An 18,024-nucleotide genomic window follows, 5' to 3' on the forward strand; every position below is an offset into this window, starting at 1 on the left:
ACGCAGTAAAACGCAATCACAAATCCGTTAAACATGTCGAATTAAAGTAAAATTTTCCAAAAAGACTCTGCCGGTACTTCGCGGCGTGTTAGTGTAAACATCTTGTTAAGACTTGTTCAGGGGTCGATGAGTAGATGCGTAACCATTAACAATTGGAGGCGTCTATGAATATGTCCGAACCTCAGCAGCAAATGTTGAGCCACTGGACCAAACTGTCCATGCGATCAGGCGATCTCCCCTCCCGCGCGGACATCAGGCTACAAGACATCGGTCGCCATGCATCCAAGATCATCATCATCGATATCAAGGATGACCCGCGCGACTATGAGTACCGTTTGATTGGGCAGGACGTAGCCGACGAACTAGACCGCGACTATACCGGTTGCCGCTTCTCGGAAGTGCCCGGCAAAGGACCGGGAAGCCCGTTCTGGGACCACCTGACGCAGATATGCGATGAAGGCAGGCCCAATTACTGGACCGATGTATGCGGTATTGTGAAAGAAGGCGAGAAGGAGGCCGGTATCCTCTACCTTCCGCTCGCGAGTGACCACAAAAAGACAGACAAGGTTATGATGGTGATGAATTTCGGGCGGCGCACCGCCCGCGCTTATTCCGGCCTCGCCGGCACCACCTATTGTCTTTGAATGCGGTTGCCGGCCACGGGTCCCTATTTCCCCCGGACCGTGGTCGGCACGCCCTTGCTTCCTGCATAAAAGACCACGATCTTCACCACTTCATCACCCCGGTTATGACCCTGATGCGGTGTATGCTGGGCTTCCACAACAGTCTCGCCCGGTCGCATGATTTTCACCGCGCCGCCTTCGTATTCCACCGTCAATTCACCTGAAAGCACATAGCCGAAGGTGGGAACGGGATGGCTGTGCCAGCCATTGCTTTCGCCCGGCTGCATGGTGATCATGATGCTGGTAATTTCAGCCGCGTCGCCATTCGCATAGGTGATTGGGTTACCGAGGATGTCAGCGTCCGCTTTCATCAGTTCCTCCACCCCGGCATAGGCAGGCGTGGTGACGAGAAGTGCAAGCGTCAGAAGTGGCTTGAACATGGCCTTTTTCCTATTTCGTTGCGGCCTCGAAACTATTCATCGCGGTCGCCATTTTGATATCAAGATCCGTAACCCCGTCCGCATCATGCGTGGTCATCATCACGTCAACCTTGTTGTAGACATTGAACCATTCGGGGTGGTGATCCATTTTTTCAGCCAGCAGCGCGGCGCGGTTCATGAACCCCCAAGCGGCAGAAAAATCTTCGAAGCGGAAATCCTTTTTGATCGCCTTTGCGTCTGCATCGTAGGCCCAGCCGTCCAGTGCGGCGAGCGCAGCATCTCGTTCATCGGCGGAAAGCTGTGTCGGTCGTGTACTCATGATAATTCCCTTCTCAAACTGGCTTGATAGGCCAATAGCTCCTCAACGAGTTGTCGCACATGCATGCCCGCTCGTCCATGGTCACTGACGTGTTGAGGAGGTTCGGTCCTCGGTCGAGCATCTCTCTCAAATATCTGCGGCTTCGTTGTGCATATGATCACCGCGCGAATATAAATCTGCATTAATTTGCAATTTATATTGTTTAAGGCTGCCAAAATATCTTTGAATAAGCATTAAGGCAGCTATAGACTTGTGTCATCTGGAACTGAAATATCCGAATGAAAGGCATTCGTGGCTTGCCGAAGCGATTGAGGTGACGGCAAAAACCGGAAGGCCTTGTTGACGCCGGGAGATTTGAGGTGCGCAACCGATTGCGCTGCCGCAGAGTATCTCAGGCCCTTTAAAAATAAACACTGCCTGAAGGGAGGACAATCCATGAAAAAAATCGTCTGTCTGACACTTGCTATTGCCGCGACAAGCCCCGCCGCATTTGCCGGCGACTTGCCTGAAGACTTCGACACCAAAGTCACAACCGCGATGGAGAAATGGCATGCGCCGGGCCTTGGCCTCGCCATCGTCAAGGATGGGGAAGTCCTGCTCAGCCGCGGGTACGGCATCAAATCGGTTCTCAACAATAATCCGGTCGATGAACACACGCTCTTCCAAGCTGGTTCAACCACCAAAGCCTTTGCCTCAATGGCGCTTGCGCTGCTGGTGGACGAGGGCAAGGTGAGCTGGGATGACCCGATCATCAAACATGTGCCGGAGTTGGACCTGAACGAAGACTATGTGGAAAAGAACATGACAATCCGTGATGTTCTGAGCCACCGCAGCGGCGTTTCCCAGCTCAGCAACATCAACGTGTTCCTCAGCAAAAGTCTTCCGGACGCATGGAAGATGCTGCCAAACAACCCGCAGCAAACCAGCTTCCGTCAGGCATGGGACTATAACAACACCATCTTTGCCCTCTCGGGCCTGGTCGTTGAAAAAGTCACCGGCAAACCGTTCCATGAATTTGTCAAGGAACGTATCCTTACCCCCCTCGGCATGACCGAGACCTTGCTGCTGGACGCTGAGGTAGAAGCACGCAAAAACCGTGCGGAAGCCCACCAGTATATCGACGGCAAATTCTATCAGATTGAATATCCCTACATTGAATACAGCCAGTCTGCGGGCATGATCAACTCAACGCCATCCGACATGGCGAAATGGCTACGCTTCCTCGCGAACGGCGGCATGGTTGGTGACAAACGGCTGGTTTCGGAAGCTGCGATGAAAGAGATGTTCGCACCGCAGATGTTGATGGACCCGAGCACCATCTACCCCGCTGCGGCGACGCTTGATCATTCCTACTACTCCTATGGCCTTGCGTGGTTTGTCTATGACTACAAGGGTGAGAAGATTGTGATGCATACCGGCAGCATTGACGGCATGTCGGCCATCAATGCCATCGTCCCCGGCAAAAAGGCAGGTGTATATGCCTTCATCAACGCGGATCATATCGAGTACCGCCATGCCATGATGTACACAGTGTTGGACATCCTTCTGGACAAGCCTGCCGAGGATTGGTCCGAAAAGCTGTATGCCGTTTATCACGGCAAGGATAAGCCGGAAGATAAAGCGTGCCCCGCATTTTCTGACACCGCCCTTGCGGCGCTGCCGGGTGAGTATTCGCTGCCAGGCCTCTTCCCGCTCACGATTACCAAGGCGGATGACGGCTATATGGCAACCCTTGGGGTCAACACATCAAAAATCAGCGTCACGGGCGAAGGCTGCCTGAAAGTGCACGATTCCGACAACCCGGAACTGCCAAGCTCAAACTATCTTCAGCCAACGCTGAACGACGCCGGTGCTTTGACTCAAGTAAAATTCAGCGGCCTGCCTTTCACCAAAAAGGCATCCGCTGAATAATAAAATCCCTCCGCCTGTCGCGCCGCCGCCGTGCGCGCTCGGGCAGGACGAAAACCTTAACACCGGGCCGGATTCATGTGAGTCTGGCCCGGTGGCGTCTGCCCGGTGGCGTCTCCGGTGTGCATTGACCGGAACCCAAGCCCCACACTTTCCACCGAACGCAAACGCCTTCGCCGCGGCGGTGCACAACAATCTTCTCCTGAGCCATGGACGAGGCTTTTTATTAAAGGCACAATCAGGTACCAAGTATTGAGCCGTACCCGACGTTCCAACATGAGGTGAAGTCACGATGACGGTCAAAGTCCTGTTTGTCTGCATGGGGAATATCTGCCGCTCACCGATGGCCGAGGGTGCATTCCGCAAGGCCGTGGATGAAGCCAAGCTGACCGACAGTTTCATGATCGACAGTGCAGGCACCATTGGCTACCACGCTGGCTCCGCGCCGGATGACCGCGCCATTGCCACCGCGAAAAAACGCGGTGTTGATATCACCGGCCAACGCTCCCGCAAGGTGACAGATGAGGATTTCGCCGTGTTCGACTATATCCTCGCCATGGACCACGATAATCTGAGTGACCTTTTGGACCGCTGCCCCACCGAACTGCAAGACCGCATTAGCCTTTTCCTCCCCCATGCGCCCGACCTGCGTATTGAGGAAATGCCGGACCCCTACTATGGCCACCGCGACCAGTTTGACACATGTTATCTGGCGGCGATGGATGCGTCCGTGGGGCTTCTGGAGAAAATCCGGGCGGAGAGACTTTAAGCATGCCGTCCCCCCTCGCATTACTGCTTGAAAAGGCACTGGGCTCACCCGTGGTGGGTTCGCGGCCCATGCGCGGCGGTGACATTGCCGATGTGTCCTGCCTGACCTTGAAGGATGGCCGCAAAGTGGTGGCCAAACGCCCGCGCGCCGACCAGCCGGACACCACAGCCACTGAAGCCATGATGCTGAACCATCTGGCCGCGCATTCGCCGGTGCCGGTGCCCAGGGTACTGTTTCAAAGTGCGGGTATTCTGGTGATGGAACATGTCGCCCATGCCGGTGTGACAGATGCGGTGAAAGCTTCTGAAAGTGTCGCCATCCATGTTGCGGCGTTGCACGACTGTTTGGCCGGGGATGCGCCCAAGCCTTATGGCTTTACCGAAGACACATTTATCGGCCCCTTGAACCAACGCAACAAACAGTCTGCGAACTGGGCCAGCTTCTTTCGTGATCACCGGCTTCTCGCCATGGCGCAGTCCTGCCTGCGCACCAGCAGGTTTGAGGCGGGCATGATGGCACGCATTGAGGCCATCGCCGCCAAACTACCGACCCTGTTGCCGGGTACACCCCCCGCAAGCCTCCTGCACGGTGACCTTTGGGCCGGCAATATGCTGATTGACGGCGACCGTGCCGCCGGGTTCATCGACCCCGCCATTTCATACGGGCATGCGGAAATGGACCTCGCCTTCATCGCGCTGATGGGGGGGCTGGAGCGCAATTTCTTTGACGCCTACGCCGCCCACCGCGCCATCGAGCCCGGCTTTTTTGAAGACCGCATAGCCATCTACCAGCTTTGGCCGCTGCTCGTGCACGTGCGGCTTTTCGGCGGCGGCTATGTGGGACAGGTGTCCCACATCCTTGACCGTTTTGGCGTCTAGGCCTCAATCACCAGTTTGCCAATCATGCCACCGGCTTCGAGCGTAGCATGTGCCTCCGCCAGTGTGCCCACGCTGAGGGGCGACAGTGTTTTCGTGCGCGTGCCCTTGAGTTCACCAGCATCGACAAGTGCCGCCGCGTTGGTGAGAATCTCATGCTGCACGGCCATGTCGTCCGTCTGGTAGGTTGAGCGCGTGAACATATATTCCCAAACGAGCCGCGCGGACTTGTGCATCAGCGCCTGAATATTGTGCGGCTTAGAAGCACCCGTGATCATGCAAACGGCACCGCCTGGCTTCACAAGACGGGCTGCGATATCAAAATAGTCATCCGTGTTGTGGCACACAAAAATCCAGTCGAAGGCGCTGTCGCCCATGGTCTCCGTGTCCTTGTGCGGGATCACCGCGTCAGCACCGAGATCAAGGCACCAATCCCGACTATTCGCGCGCGACGCCGTCGCGGTTACATGCACGCCGGCTCGTTTCGCCAGTTGGATCGCGACCGAGCCAACACCGCCAGCCCCGTTGATGATCAGAAGTTTCCGCCCTTTGTTTGCGCTTGCGTCTCGGCTGATGGCGAGGCGTTCATAAAGCGCTTCCCACGCGGTGAGGATGGTGAGCGGCATGGCCGCCGCTTCGGCGAAGCTCATGCGTGTCGGTTTTTTCGCGGCAATACGTTCATCCACCAACTGGAATTCCGCATTGCTGCCGGGCCGCGTGATATCGCCCGCATACCAGACCTCGTCGCCCACTTTGAACAGCGTCACCTCGGGCCCGACCGCCACAACCACACCGGCGGCGTCATACCCGGCGACCTTGAGCGCGCCATCATCCTCTTTGCCGCGGCGCACCTTGGTATCAACCGGGTTAACCGACACGGCCTTGATATCCACCAGAATGTCATGACCGGTTGGTACCGGTGTCTCCATTTCCACCTCGATAAAGGCGGCTGCCTCGCTGGTCGGCAATGCTTTTTTAAACCCAAAAACTTTCATTCTTTGTCTCCGTTAAAGTGGGGTATTGCCGATATGGGAAGTGATATACATATGAAAAGTATGCACAGTTTTGTGCAGTAGTATCAGTTTGTATACTATTGAAGAGGCGACTATGCGTGAGAAAGTCGGTACCCGCATTCTGCAAACCACCTGCGGCGTGGAAGCGACGCTTGAGCTTATCGGCGGCAAATGGAAAGGCGTAATCCTCTATCACCTGTCGTTTGGCACGCTGCGTTTCAGTGAACTTCGGCGCCGCATGCCGGGGGTGACACAACGCATGCTGACGCGCCAACTCAGGGAGCTGGAGGATGACGGCATCGTGCACCGCAAGGTCTACCCTGAAGTGCCGCCGCGTGTAGAGTATAGCCTCACCCCAAGCGGTGAGACCCTGATGCCGATTATCATGGAACTCCGGAACTGGGGTGACCGCTACCTTGAGGCACAGCCACCCGCGCACGAAGCTCAGGCCGGGTTAAATGTCCAGCCGTAGTCTGACGCCATGTCATAGGCCATTGCCATATCGTCCGCTTCCGGCTCTGCCTCAAGCAAGCGGCCAAACCGGCTTTCAACGGTGTAGTAAGACCCGTCGTGGGTCAGCTGGCTGGAGAACAGCGTGAAATGCTGCACCATCTCCCCCGGCGTCCACAGGTTTTCATTATAGTGCAGCCAGTCCCCCACTCGCGCCTGTGCACCCCGGCGGAACCGGGCAAGCGTAACATGGGGTTTGTATTTGCGCCGCTCTACCTCCACATCGACACGTGCAAGCGCATGGCCGATTTTCTCATGGAGGTGCACAAGCGGTGCCTTGTCTTCGACACTCGCCCAAAGGCACTTCGGTTGTTTGGGCTTTCCAAAAAGGCCGACACCCTTGAGGGCAAACTCAAACGGCGCGAAGGAAATTCGCGACAGTTCGCCTTCAATTTCATGGACGGTCTTTTTGGGAACTTCGCCAATAAAGGCGAGGGTTAAGTGGAGCTGGTCATCCCGTTGCCAGTGCGCGCCTTCAACGCCGCCGCGCACTTCTGAGAGCGCATCCCTCATGGTATCCGGAATTTCCAGGCCGACGAATAAACGCACCATGGCCTGTCCCCTTCAATCAAGATATCGCGACCAAAGCATCGCGACCTACCAACTGTAGCGCATATTTTCATCAAAGGGAATCAGGGAATGCCCGTGAATTTTTTGTGACAGCCTGCCGGGCTGCGGCAATTCTCCTCATTGTGAGGGGGCTGTCGCCGGTCTAATTTGCTTCATCAAAATGGGGGATACGATGAACGGTTATTTTGCACTTGCTGCGTTTCTGGTGGTCATCACTACTGGCTTCCACTGCATTGCCGGTGGCAAACGAGTGGTCAGGCCGATGCTGCAATCAACAGACCTGAACGGTACCATTAAAGCTGTGCTTTATGGCTGCTGGCATGCGTTCACGCTTTTGTATCTCGGCGTTGCGGTGGGCTTTCTGTGGGCAGCCACGGCGCCGGGCGCCAAAGAGCTGGCAGTCGTGAACACTGCGCTTGCAGCACTTCTTGCCGCCTTCAGCTTTGGGGTTACGCTATATTTCCGCCAGCGTCTGTTGCGGCTACCGCACTGGATATTGTTCACCGGCGTTGCCGTCGCAGGCAGCTTGGGGCTCGTGGCGGCCTAACGACCGGCTGCACCAAGCTCAAGCGCCGCAATCACCACTGGGCCGATTTTTTCCACAATGATTTTAACGCCTTCCGCGTTCGGGTGCATACCGTCCGACTGGTTCAGGCTTTGGTCGGCGGCAACGCCGTCGAGAAAGAAAGGATAAAGCGGCAAGCCGTATTTCTCTGCCGTTTCCTTGAAGATTGGATTGAAAATCTGCGCATATTCCTCGCCCAGATTGGGCGGGGCCATCATGCCAGCGACAAGCACATTGATGTTGCGGTCCGAGAGATAAGCCGCCATGGCGTCGATATTTTCAGCGGTGATATTGGGGTCAATGCCGCGCAGGCCGTCATTGGCACCGAGCTCTAGGATAACTAGGTCCGGCCCTTCTTCACCAAAGGGGGCAAGCCCCCAATCAAGCCGCGCCCGCCCGCCTGACGACGTGTCGCCCGACACACCGCCGTTTGTGACCCTCACAGGGCGGTCCATATTGGCGTTCAGCCATTTCTCAAGCTGGTCGGTAAAGCCTTCACCGGGCGCGAGGCCGTAGCCCGCCGTGAGGCTGTCCCCAAAGGCCATGACCTGGACCACGTCCTCCCCCTCTGCCCGCGCGGATGCGCTGTGTGCGACAAAAATTGCGCACAAAGCCACAATTGCGCTAAAAATTTTATTTAGAGGGCGGGAATTGACCATCATTGGTCCAGCTCCTAGCTATAAACGTACCAAAACAAAATCCTGAACAAAAATATCTGGCAGCGAAGGAAACAAATTTCAATGGCTGAAGACAAAGCAGCAATCATTAAACTCAAGGATGTCTCTCTCACGCTTGAAAGCGGCGCGGGTCCTGTAAACATCCTCAAAAGCATCTCTTTTGGCATCACGGAAGGCGAAACCGTGGGCATCGTCGGCCCTTCGGGCAGCGGGAAATCCTCCCTCATGAGCCTGATGACCGGGCTTGAGCAAGCCTCAGGTGGCACGGTTGAGGTTGATGGCCTTTCCCTCGGCGGCGCGGACGAAGACACACTGGCGCGCCACAGGCTCAGCCGCGTCGGCATCGTGATGCAGGCCTTCCACCTTATCCCGACCATGACCGCGCTTGAAAACGTGGCAGTACCGCTTGAACTGGCTGGCGTGAACGACGCGTTTGACCGCGCCGCGCGTGAGCTTGAGGCAGTTGGCCTCGCGCACCGTATGGAACACTATCCGGCACAGCTTTCCGGGGGCGAGCAGCAGCGTGTAGCCCTTGCCCGCGCACTTGCGCCCGAACCCACAATCCTTTTTGGTGATGAACCCACCGGCAACCTGGACGGCAAAACCGGCCGCGCCATCATCGACCTTATCTTCGACCTGTCGGAACAGCGCGGGTCTACCCTCGTGCTCGTCACCCACGACCCGGCGCTGGCGGACCGCTGCGACCGTGTGATTTCCATGGCTGACGGTAATATTGTGGACGACACCGGCAACACAAAATCGGTCCAGATCAAGGATGAAGCCAAAGCGAACGTGAAGGGCAGCCAATGATAACGCGCAGCCCCGCCATGCCAGTGGCGCTGAAACTGGCCCTGAGGGAGCTGCGTGGCGGCCTCTCGGGATTTCGCATTTTCATGGCCTGCCTCATTCTGGGCGTGACCGCCATTGCGGCGGTCGGCTCGCTCACCCACGCCATCAAGGAGGGCATGGAACGTGAGGGACAATCAATCCTTGGCGGCGATATCGAGATCAATATTTTCCAGCGTGAGGCCGGGCCGGAACTTCTGGAATGGTCGAAAGACGTGGGCACCATTTCCGTGTCTTCGCGCCTGCGCACCATGGCGCATTTCAAGGCCGGCGGCACCTCCACCCTTGTGGAGCTGCGCCCGGTTGACGGGCTCTATCCGCTTTACGGTGAGTTCAAAACCACCCCGCAGCTTGATAACAACGCCCTATTTGAAGAACGTGGCGGACGTTGGGGCGCGGCGATTGACCCGCTGCTCGCGGACCGTCTTGGCGTCAAACTTGGTGACACCCTGACCTTCGGCAAGGTTGAAGCCGATGTGCGCGCTTTCATCGAGCGTGAGCCAGACAAAGCCAACCTTGGCTTCCAGCTTGGCCCAACCGTGATGATCCGCCACAAGGCACTGGCGGAAACCGGGCTTGTGACCACCGGTAGCCTGATCGACCACTACTACAAGGTCAAACTGAACCCCGGCGTTGAAATCGCGGCTGCGAAAGAAAGCCTCAAGGCTGCCTTCCCGGACGAGAACTGGCGCGTGCGCGACCGTGCCACCAGTGCGCCGGGCCTTCGCCGTTTCATTGACCAGATGGGCATGTTCCTGACCCTTGTCGGCATCTCGGCCCTTGTCGTCGGCGGTGTGGGGGTGGGTAACGCCGTGAAGGGCTACATGGACCGCAAGACCCGCACAATCGCCACGCTCAAGATTTTGGGTGCGGACGGCAGCGTGGTGTTCAAAACCTACTTCCTGCAGGTCCTCCTGATGGGCCTTGTTGCCATTGCCATCGGCATGGTGATTGGTGCTTTCCTACCCGGCGTACTGGCCATGTTCCTGCCGGATACCTTGCCCGTGAAACCGGACGGTGGTGTTTACCCGCTCGCGCTCGTGCTGTCGGCACTTTATGGCCTCATGATCACCGTGGCGTTCACCGTGTGGCCGCTTGGTAAAGCGCGGGACCTGCCGGCTGTACGCCTGTTCCGGGCACTTGTGTCACCTGAACGCCGCTGGCCGCGGTTCATCTATATGGCGACCATTTTTGGCGCCGCGCTTGTTGTTGTGCTGCTCGCGGTCGGCATGTCTGACAACCGCGTTCTTGCCGCAGGCTTCATGATTGGCGCCGGTGTCACCCTTGGTATCCTGCGCGGCATCAGCTGGCTGATCGAACGCGGGGCCGCCAAGGCACCACGCTCCAAAAACGCGCTGCGCCGCATGGCGATTGCGAACCTGCACCGCCCGGGTGCCGCCACCGGCGCCGTGGTGCTTTCCCTTGGTCTTGGCCTCACACTTTTTGCGAGCCTTGCGCTGATTGAAGGCAACCTTGAAGCCCGGCTGACCGAACAGGTACCGGATGAGGCACCAGCCTTCTTCTTCCTCGATATCCAGCGCGCACAATTGCCGGAGTTTGAAGCAACGGTCGACAGTGTGGACGGTGTCGAAGACCTTGTGACAGTGCCGAACCTGCGTGGCCGCGTGACCATGCTCAATGGCGTGAAAGCCGAGGACGTGGAAGTAAACCCGGAAGTTCGCTGGGTTCTGCGCGGTGACCGGGGACTGAGCTACATGAACGAGCTTGGCAATGGCAGCACAGTTGTGGACGGCGAGTGGTGGCCTGCGGACTATAGTGGCGGCCCTGAAGTCAGCATGGGCAAGGAAGTCGCCGATGGGCTTGGTCTCAAAATCGGAGACACCATCACCATATCGGTGCTGGGCCGCGATATCACCGCCACCATCCGCAGTTTGCGGGAAATCGACTGGGGCACATTCGGCTTCAACTTCGTGATCCTCTTTGACCCCAACACGCTCAAGGCTGCGCCGCACACCTATATGGCTACCCTCAAGGCAAATGGGGACGCGGAAGTCGCGGCTCACCGTGCCATTACCTCCAAGTTTCCGGGGGTGACAGCAGTGCGCATGAAAGAAGTGCTTTCCAGCGTGAACACCATGATGGAGCAAATCGGCATTGCGGTGCGCGCCACAGCAGCCGTTGCGATTGTTGCGGGCATATTGGTGCTTGCCGGCGCAATTGCTGCGGGCTTCCGCCAGCGGGTGTACGAATCCGTTATCCTCAAGGTGGTGGGTGCCGTGCGGTCGCAAATCCTGAGTGCCTATATGCTTGAATACGCACTGATCGGCCTGATCACGGCGGTTATCGCCCTCGCGCTCGGCTCCCTTGCCGGGTGGCTGGTGGTTGAGAAGGTCATGGAGATGGAATTCAGCTTCCTGCCTTGGCCCATGCTCTTTACCGTTGGCGTCAGCTTGCTTGTGACGGTGCTGTTTGGTCTTGGCTCCAGCTTCCGGGCGCTTTCGATCAAGCCCAACCAGGTACTGCGTACCGAATAGGGCCGAAAAGCCGAATAAAATCGGTGTGAGCGATGTCCGATTGCTGTTGAAAGCGTCGGGCATCGTCGCCATATTAGGTGACAAAGTAACAACCAGCTCACGAGGAGCAGAAATGGTACAACGCTATCAAACGCAATATGGCGCTCAATCACGTGCGCAATCTGCGGAATTTGACGAGGGCCTGCGCGCCTACATGCTGAAGGTCTATAACTACATGACCTCCGGCGTGCTGCTGACAGGCATTGTCGCGCTTCTGGTTGGCAACAGCCCAGCCATGCTCAACGCCATCTATGGCAGCGGCCTGCAGTGGATTGTCATGCTGGCACCGCTTGCCTTCATTCTGGTGCTGAGCTTTGGCGTCAACAAATTGTCGTCCGGCGCACTTCAGATGATCTTCTGGGCATTCGCAGCCACCATGGGCTTGTCGATGTCCTGGATTTTTGCCGCTTATACCGGCACCAGCATCGCCCGCACCTTCTTCATCACCGCAGCAACCTTCGGTGCGCTTAGCCTGTACGGCTATACCACCAAGAAAAGCCTGTCGGGCATGGGTACGTTCCTGTTCATGGGGCTTATCGGCCTGATCATCGCAAGCGTGGTGAACATTTTCCTCGCGTCGTCGATGCTGCAGTTCATCACGTCGGTCGCGGGTGTGCTGATCTTCGCAGGCCTTACCGCCTATGATACCCAGCGCATCAAGGAAACCTATTACATGATGGCAACGGGCGAGGCCGTGGCAAAAGGTGCAATCATGGGCGCCGTGAGCCTGTACCTCGATTTCGTGAACCTGTTCATGTATCTGCTTCAGTTCCTAGGCAACCGCGAATAATCGCGCACGCCAGAGACAAGGCAAAAATGAATACGAAAGCCCGGCCCCCCAGCCGGGCTTTTTGTTTACGCGCATGAAAGCATTGCAAATCCTGTGAAGTGGCGTATTTTGTCTAACGTTGTCATTTTCCAGGGGAGGATAGGGGCATGGCAAACCAGCGCCTTCTGTCGCTTGATGTATTTCGCGGGCTTGCCGTCATCGGCATGATATTCGTCAACAGCGTCGCGGTGTTCCACTATGGTGCCGACGTGCCGGCGTATGGCATCTTCCTCCATGCCGACTGGGCTGGCCTGACGGTCGCGGACCTCGTGTTCCCCTTCTTCATTTTCATGGTTGGTGTGTCGCTACCCTTCGCGCTTTCGACCACCAAAGAGGGTGCGGGGCTTACTACAGCCGTCACCCTCAAGCTGTTGAAGCGCGCTACCCTCCTCTTCCTCATCGGCCTTGGCCTCACCCTTTCCTTCGCGGACTGGGGTGAACCGATCCGCCTTCTTGGGGTGCTGCAGCGCATTGGCCTCACCTTCTTTTTCGCCGCCGTCATTTACCTCACCTGCGGCACCCGTGCGCTTGTGGGCATCATCATCGCCATTCTTTTGGGCTATCATGTCCTGCAATTGCTACCAGTGCCGGACACAGCGCTTGACCTCTATGCGCCGGGCCAGAACTTCTCCAGCTGGTTTGACCGCGCTGTGCTGGGTGACCATGTTTATGCGCGCAATGCGCCTGTGCCGTTTGAGCCTGAAGGCATCCTCGGCACGCTGCCCAGCATCGCACAAGCGCTTCTGGGCGCGCTGACTGGCAAGCTGATCCGCGCAAAGGGCTGTACGGCTGCCACGCTCAAATACATGCTGCTGGCTGGCGCCGCCCTCACAGCCCTTGGTGTCGCGCTGGCGCCCTTACACCCCATCGTGAAGGCCACATGGTCCTCCACTTTCGTGCTTGTGACCACCGGCCTCGCGCTCATCACCTTCACCGCGCTCATCTGGTGCCTTGATATGAGAGGCTGGCGTGGGCCGCTCGCCACCTTCGCGCAAGCCTTCGGCATCAACGCCATTACCGCCTATGTGGTACACACTTATGCCATGGGGCCACTGCTGCTGAACGGCGTAACCGCTTTGGCGCAAAACACACTCGCGGGCGTCATGCCGCCAGCGCTTGCCATGCTGTTGCCGGTCATGCTTGTGGTCATTGCCTCGTGGTTGCCGGTCGCACTCATGAAGAAGAAGGGCATCATACTCAAGGTCTAAGCCCCCGACGCCGCTTAAAAAACCGGTGACTTGACGCGCGCTTTCCGCAACAATATGGGAAAGCGGCACAGGCATAGCCGCAAGCCCGAGGGAGTGAGACGCCTACCATGTCCGTCACATCAGAGTTTTTTCATCCGCGCTCACTGATCGCGAAGGTTTTTGTCATCTCCTTCATCGCCTTCTTCATGTGGGCGGGGCATGAGGGGCACCTGACCCCGATCCGCGATTTCCTGAGCGACGAGCGCATGACGCTGACGTTCATGGACTATAACATCTCGCCCTACACCATTTTGAAGGGTCTCCTCGTCATCCTCGGTTTCTTCTGGGTATCGTCGCTGGTGTCCTCGCAGGTCGAGAAACGCATCGCCACATTCACGCGGATGCGGGTCAGCAACCGCGAGCTGCTCTCGAAAGCCGCGACCCTGCTGATCTATTTCGTCTTCTTCGTCGCCGCCCTCGATATGATCGGCATCGACCTCAAAGCGCTCACGGTGCTTGGTGGTGCTGTTGGTATCGGTATCGGTTTCGGCCTGCAGAAAATTACCTCGAACTTCATCAGCGGCATCATCCTGCTGGCCGAAAAATCGGTTGAGGTGGATGACCTTATTGAGCTTGGCGACGGCACGCAGGGTTTTGTGCGCCACACCGGCGCGCGCTACAGCCTTGTTGAAACCTTCGACGGCAAGGAAGTGATGGTGCCGAACGAGGATTTCATCACCGCCCGAGTGGTGAACTGGACGCTTACGAGCAAACACGGCCGCGTGGAAATTCAGGTAGGTGTCGCTTACGGCTCTGACCTTGAGCTTGTACGCACGCTACTGCTTGAAGCCGCAAAAGAGCATGAGCGCTGCGTGCCGGAACCTGAGCCCGTATGCTATCTGGACGGCTTTGGCGACAGCTCGATCAATTTCACCCTGCACTTCTGGGTCGCGGATGTGACCGAAGGCAGGCGCGGACCCAAGAGCGATGTGCTGTTCACCATCTGGCACAAGTTCGCCGCCAACAAGATCGAGATCCCGTTCCCGCAGCGTGACCTGCACCTCAAGACCGTGCCGGCTGACATGCTGGGCAAGCCCGCCAATGACGGCAGCGGCACGGGAGACAAGGCATGAGCGACAATGCCCTCATCCACGCGATCAAACTTCGTGACGGCGCCGATACCGGCCGTCATGCTGCAACTGAAAGCAAGGACGGGCCAATCTGGCTGCATTTCAATGTGGCCGGGCCAAACGCTAAAGCCGAGATCAAGGCAGCCGCACCCTATATCGACGACGTGATGATCGACGCCCTGTGCGCAACCGACACCCGCCCAAGGGTGGAGGAGTTCGAAAACGAATATCTCGTCATCCTGCGCGGCATCAACCTGAACCCTGAGGAAGACCCGGAGGACATGGTGTCCCTGCGCATCTGGTCTGACGGCAGCCATGTGATCAGCGCACAGCGCCGATCGGTATTCGCCGCGCGCAAGCTGGCCGCCAAGCTGAAGGCGGAGGAAACCCCCGCGAGTTCGTCCGAAGTGATTGTGGCACTGACGGTCAACATTATCGACAATATGGCCGCCCCCATCGCCGAGATCATGGAAGAGATTGACGAGCTTGAGCTGGAGATGATTGACGGCGGCAAGACGGAGCATCGCACCGCGCTCGCTGACCTCCGGCACAAGGTGTTGCTGCTCAGGCGCTACTTCAATCCACTGCGCGCGGCTGTTGGTGTGCTCAAGGAACTGGCGGCCACTTGGCTCGGTGAGAAATATACCAAGCGGCTGAGGAACGCGCATGACGACCTGACGCGCCACCTTGAAGACCTTGATACCGCCCGCGACCGACTGCAGTTCCAGCAGGAAGAGCTGGTGACAGTTCTTTCCGACCGGCTGAACCGGAACATGTACACGCTCTCGATCGTGGCGGCGATTTTCCTGCCGCTTGGCTTCCTCACGGGCCTTTTTGGCATCAACGTGGGTGGTATGCCAGGCGTTGAAGACACCACCGCCTTCTGGTGGGTGTGCGGTGGCTGTGCGGCCATCGCTGGCGTGCTGGCGCTGTTCTTCCGCCGCAGCGGCTGGTTCTAGTTACGCGCCCAGCACATCGCGAATGGCATGGGTAAGCGCGCTAAGATCATCCTCACCAATCACCAGAGGCGGGGTGAGATAGACGATATCCCGGAAGGGGCGCACCCACACGCCGCGCTTCACGAACTCGGGCTTCAGTTTCTCCAGCCCTGACGCGTCATGCAGTTGCACCACACCGATGGCGCCCTTCACGCGCACGCTTTTGACGTTCTCTACGAAACCACAAGGCGCGAGCTCCGCCATCAACTGGCCCTCGATCGCGTGCACTTTGGCTGCATAATCTTCACGTTCAAACAGGTCTAGCGAGGCATTAGCCGCCGCGCACCCCAGCGCATGGCCCATATAGGTGGGGCCGTGCATCAGCGCCTTCATCGGGTCATCGTCATAGAAAGCGGCGAAAATTTCATCCCGGGCGATACAGGCCGATAGCGGCGACACACCACCCGAGAGCGCTTTGGACAGGGTTACCATATCCGGCACAATGCCTGCCTGCTCAATGGCGAAGCGGGACCCAGTGCGGTAGAAGCCGGTGAAAATTTCATCGACAATCAGCAGCACGCCAGCAGCGTCGCAAGCTTCACGAAGCCAGCGCAGGGTATCATTGGTGTGGAACACCATGCCACCCGCGCCCTGCACGAGGGGTTCGGTGATCACCGCCGCCACATCAGCCGCATTAGCCTTCAGGAAGTCAGCGAACTGTTCCGCCTGCTCAGCGGTACGCGGCAGGTCAGTGAGCAGGTTCTTCGCCAGCACGTCACCAAAGAGGCCGTGCATGCCCTCTTCCGGGTCGCACACCGCCATGGTGCCCAAGGTATCGCCGTGGTAGGTGCCGCGGAAATGCACGAACTTGGTGCGTTTCTCACCGCGGTTGAAATAATATTGCAGCGCCATTTTCATCGCGACCTCAACGGAGACCGAGCCGGATTCTGCAATGAAAACGCGGTTAAGGTCACCCGGCAGCATGGCAGCCAAGCGTCTCGCGAGCGTGAGCGCAGGTTCGTTGACCATGCCGCCGAACATGGCGTGGGGCATGGCGTCAATCTGCGCCTTCATGGCCTCTATGATATGGGGGTGGTTATAGCCGTGCGCTGCCGCCCACCAGGAGGAGATGCCGTCAATCAGCTGCCGCCCGTCAGCGAGCGTCAGGCGCACGCCGTCCGTCGATTTGACGGGCAGCGACGGTACCGCTGTTTTCATCTGCGTATAGGGCAGCCAGATATGGCTAATGCCGCTCTCGAACCAGTCAGGTGTCTCAGGCATGCTGCGCCGGGCTCAGGCCCAGCTTCTTGAAGAGGGCCATATCCTTGTTGTTTTCAGGGTTCGGCGTAGTGAGGAGCTGCTCGCCGTAGAAGATGCTCGAGGCCCCCGCGAGGAAGCAGAGCGCCTGCGTCTCTTCGCTCATTTCCTGACGACCGGCAGAGAGGCGAACCTCCGCCTTCGGCATCATGATGCGCGCAACCGCGATGGTGCGCACAAATTCAAACGGGTCGAGCTTTTCAACATGCTCAAGCGGCGTGCCCGGCACAGCCACCAGCATGTTGATCGGCACACTGTCCGGGTGGTGTTCGAGGTTCGCGAGCGTCATCAGCATGCCCGCGCGGTCTTCCTGACGCTCACCCATACCAACGATACCGCCGGAGCACACGTTGATACCAGCGTCGCGCACACGGTTCAGTGTATCGATACGTTCCTGATAGCTGCGCGTGGTGATGATCTCTTTATAGTACTCCTCGGACGTGTCCACATTGTGGTTATAATAGTCGAGGCCCGCTTCCTTGAGCTTTTTGGTCTGGCAATCATCGAGCATGCCAAGGGTCATGCAGCTTTCCATGCCGAGCGCCTTGACACCTTCCACCATAGCCACAATCGCGTCCATGTCGCGGTCCTTTGGGCTTGTCCACGCCGCACCCATGCAGTAGCGGGTCGCGCCGCCTTCCTTGGCTTTTTTGGCCGCGGCCAAAACGCGTTCGACTTCCATCAGCTTGGTTGCCGTCAGGCCAGTGGTTTTTGCGTGCTTGGCGGACTGGGAGCAGTAGCCGCAGTCTTCCGCGCAACCGCCAGTTTTGATGGAAATCAGCTGGCTCAGCTGTACCTTGTTGGGGTCGTGGTAAATGCGGTGAACGCGCTGGGCTTCAAACACCAGGTCCATGAAGGGCATGGCAAACAGGGCCATGATTTCATCGCGGGTCCAGTCGTGCCGGATGGGAGCCTCGGTCAGCGAGACGGAAACGGGTGCGTTCATGATTAACTCCTCGACCTTTTGTTGCCGG

19 protein-coding genes are annotated in these 18,024 nt (G+C 57.8%); 12 read left to right on the forward strand and 7 right to left on the reverse strand.

The window, feature by feature from the left end:
- Positions 1 to 164: 164 nt before the first annotated feature.
- A complete protein-coding gene (locus tag B150_RS0102130; protein ID WP_020398230.1) occupies positions 165 to 644 on the forward strand; it encodes a PAS domain-containing protein in 480 nt (159 codons plus the stop codon).
- Positions 645 to 667: 23 nt separating this feature from the next.
- Here B150_RS0102130 and B150_RS19380 read toward each other — a convergent pair whose 3' ends face one another.
- Positions 668 to 1,063 carry a cupin domain-containing protein gene (locus B150_RS19380; RefSeq protein ID WP_020398231.1) on the reverse strand — a complete coding sequence of 132 codons (396 nt, stop codon included), beginning with the start codon at positions 1,061 to 1,063 and terminating at the stop codon, positions 668 to 670.
- A 10-nt stretch (positions 1,064 to 1,073) separates the two neighbouring features.
- The gene (locus tag B150_RS0102140; RefSeq protein ID WP_020398232.1) at positions 1,074 to 1,382 is read right to left on the reverse strand and encodes a 4a-hydroxytetrahydrobiopterin dehydratase; all 309 of its coding nucleotides are present in this window, start codon (positions 1,380 to 1,382) and stop codon (positions 1,074 to 1,076) included.
- Positions 1,383 to 1,817: 435 nt separating this feature from the next.
- On the opposite strand from B150_RS0102140, the gene B150_RS0102145 reads away from it, so the two are divergent.
- From B150_RS0102145 to B150_RS0102155, 3 genes are all read left to right on the forward strand, one after another.
- The gene (locus B150_RS0102145; RefSeq protein ID WP_020398233.1) at positions 1,818 to 3,293 is read left to right on the forward strand and encodes a serine hydrolase domain-containing protein; all 1,476 of its coding nucleotides are present in this window, start codon (positions 1,818 to 1,820) and stop codon (positions 3,291 to 3,293) included.
- A gap of 289 nt (positions 3,294 to 3,582) precedes the next feature.
- The gene (locus B150_RS0102150) at positions 3,583 to 4,059 is read left to right on the forward strand and encodes a low molecular weight protein-tyrosine-phosphatase (protein WP_020398234.1); all 477 of its coding nucleotides are present in this window, start codon (positions 3,583 to 3,585) and stop codon (positions 4,057 to 4,059) included.
- A 2-nt stretch (positions 4,060 to 4,061) separates the two neighbouring features.
- Positions 4,062 to 4,937 (forward strand): fructosamine kinase family protein, encoded by an 876-nt coding sequence (locus B150_RS0102155; RefSeq protein WP_025897003.1) that lies wholly within the window; start codon positions 4,062 to 4,064, stop codon positions 4,935 to 4,937.
- On the opposite strand, the gene B150_RS0102160 is transcribed toward B150_RS0102155, so the two are convergent.
- Positions 4,934 to 5,929 (reverse strand): zinc-binding alcohol dehydrogenase family protein, encoded by a 996-nt coding sequence (locus tag B150_RS0102160; RefSeq protein WP_020398236.1) that lies wholly within the window; start codon positions 5,927 to 5,929, stop codon positions 4,934 to 4,936. The genes B150_RS0102155 and B150_RS0102160 overlap by 4 nt on opposite strands.
- A 112-nt stretch (positions 5,930 to 6,041) precedes the next feature.
- Here B150_RS0102160 and B150_RS19385 point away from each other — a divergent pair, with 112 nt between their 5' ends.
- On the forward strand, positions 6,042 to 6,419 hold the full coding sequence (locus tag B150_RS19385; protein ID WP_020398237.1) for a winged helix-turn-helix transcriptional regulator: 378 nt from the start codon (positions 6,042 to 6,044) through the stop codon (positions 6,417 to 6,419).
- Here the strand turns inward: B150_RS19385 and thpR are convergent.
- On the reverse strand, positions 6,392 to 7,009 hold the full coding sequence (gene thpR / locus B150_RS19390) for an RNA 2',3'-cyclic phosphodiesterase (RefSeq protein WP_020398238.1): 618 nt from the start codon (positions 7,007 to 7,009) through the stop codon (positions 6,392 to 6,394). The two genes, B150_RS19385 and thpR, sit on opposite strands and share 28 nt — an antisense overlap.
- A gap of 190 nt (positions 7,010 to 7,199) precedes the next feature.
- On the opposite strand from thpR, the gene B150_RS0102175 reads away from it, so the two are divergent.
- Complete coding sequence (locus B150_RS0102175) at positions 7,200 to 7,574, forward strand: hypothetical protein (protein WP_020398239.1); 375 nt, start codon at positions 7,200 to 7,202, stop codon at positions 7,572 to 7,574.
- Here B150_RS0102175 and B150_RS0102180 read toward each other — a convergent pair.
- Positions 7,571 to 8,254 (reverse strand): arylesterase, encoded by a 684-nt coding sequence (locus B150_RS0102180; protein WP_020398240.1) that lies wholly within the window; start codon positions 8,252 to 8,254, stop codon positions 7,571 to 7,573. The genes B150_RS0102175 and B150_RS0102180 overlap by 4 nt on opposite strands.
- Positions 8,255 to 8,332: 78 nt before the next feature.
- Here B150_RS0102180 and B150_RS19395 point away from each other — a divergent pair, with 78 nt between their 5' ends.
- The 6 genes from B150_RS19395 (at position 8,333) to B150_RS19400 (ending at position 15,754) form a co-directional block, all read left to right on the forward strand.
- On the forward strand, positions 8,333 to 9,079 hold the full coding sequence (locus tag B150_RS19395) for an ABC transporter ATP-binding protein (protein WP_020398241.1): 747 nt from the start codon (positions 8,333 to 8,335) through the stop codon (positions 9,077 to 9,079).
- Positions 9,076 to 11,610: an ABC transporter permease gene (locus B150_RS0102190; protein ID WP_020398242.1), complete on the forward strand. Its 2,535-nt coding sequence runs from the start codon at positions 9,076 to 9,078 to the stop codon at positions 11,608 to 11,610. Before B150_RS19395 ends, B150_RS0102190 begins: the two co-directional genes overlap by 4 nt.
- Positions 11,611 to 11,722: 112 nt before the next feature.
- Positions 11,723 to 12,439 carry a Bax inhibitor-1/YccA family protein gene (locus tag B150_RS0102195; protein WP_020398243.1) on the forward strand — a complete coding sequence of 239 codons (717 nt, stop codon included), beginning with the start codon at positions 11,723 to 11,725 and terminating at the stop codon, positions 12,437 to 12,439.
- A 146-nt stretch (positions 12,440 to 12,585) separates the two neighbouring features.
- Complete coding sequence (locus B150_RS0102200; RefSeq protein ID WP_020398244.1) at positions 12,586 to 13,686, forward strand: acyltransferase family protein; 1,101 nt, start codon at positions 12,586 to 12,588, stop codon at positions 13,684 to 13,686.
- A 107-nt stretch (positions 13,687 to 13,793) separates the two neighbouring features.
- The gene (locus tag B150_RS0102205) at positions 13,794 to 14,798 is read left to right on the forward strand and encodes a mechanosensitive ion channel family protein (RefSeq protein WP_020398245.1); all 1,005 of its coding nucleotides are present in this window, start codon (positions 13,794 to 13,796) and stop codon (positions 14,796 to 14,798) included.
- Positions 14,795 to 15,754, forward strand: a complete 960-nt coding sequence (locus B150_RS19400; protein WP_020398246.1) for a zinc transporter ZntB — start codon at positions 14,795 to 14,797, stop codon at positions 15,752 to 15,754. Before B150_RS0102205 ends, B150_RS19400 begins: the two co-directional genes overlap by 4 nt.
- Here B150_RS19400 and B150_RS0102215 read toward each other — a convergent pair whose 3' ends face one another.
- Both B150_RS0102215 and bioB read right to left on the reverse strand, forming a co-directional pair.
- The gene (locus B150_RS0102215) at positions 15,755 to 17,014 is read right to left on the reverse strand and encodes an adenosylmethionine--8-amino-7-oxononanoate transaminase (RefSeq protein WP_020398247.1); all 1,260 of its coding nucleotides are present in this window, start codon (positions 17,012 to 17,014) and stop codon (positions 15,755 to 15,757) included. It abuts the gene before it with no gap.
- Positions 17,007 to 17,996 (reverse strand): biotin synthase BioB, encoded by a 990-nt coding sequence (bioB, locus tag B150_RS0102220; RefSeq protein ID WP_020398248.1) that lies wholly within the window; start codon positions 17,994 to 17,996, stop codon positions 17,007 to 17,009. Before bioB ends, B150_RS0102215 begins: the two co-directional genes overlap by 8 nt.
- Positions 17,997 to 18,024 lie beyond the last annotated feature (28 nt).

Origin of the sequence: Kordiimonas gwangyangensis DSM 19435 = JCM 12864 (assembly GCF_000375545.1) — a bacterium.
GTDB classification, from domain to species: domain Bacteria; phylum Pseudomonadota; class Alphaproteobacteria; order Sphingomonadales; family Kordiimonadaceae; genus Kordiimonas; species Kordiimonas gwangyangensis.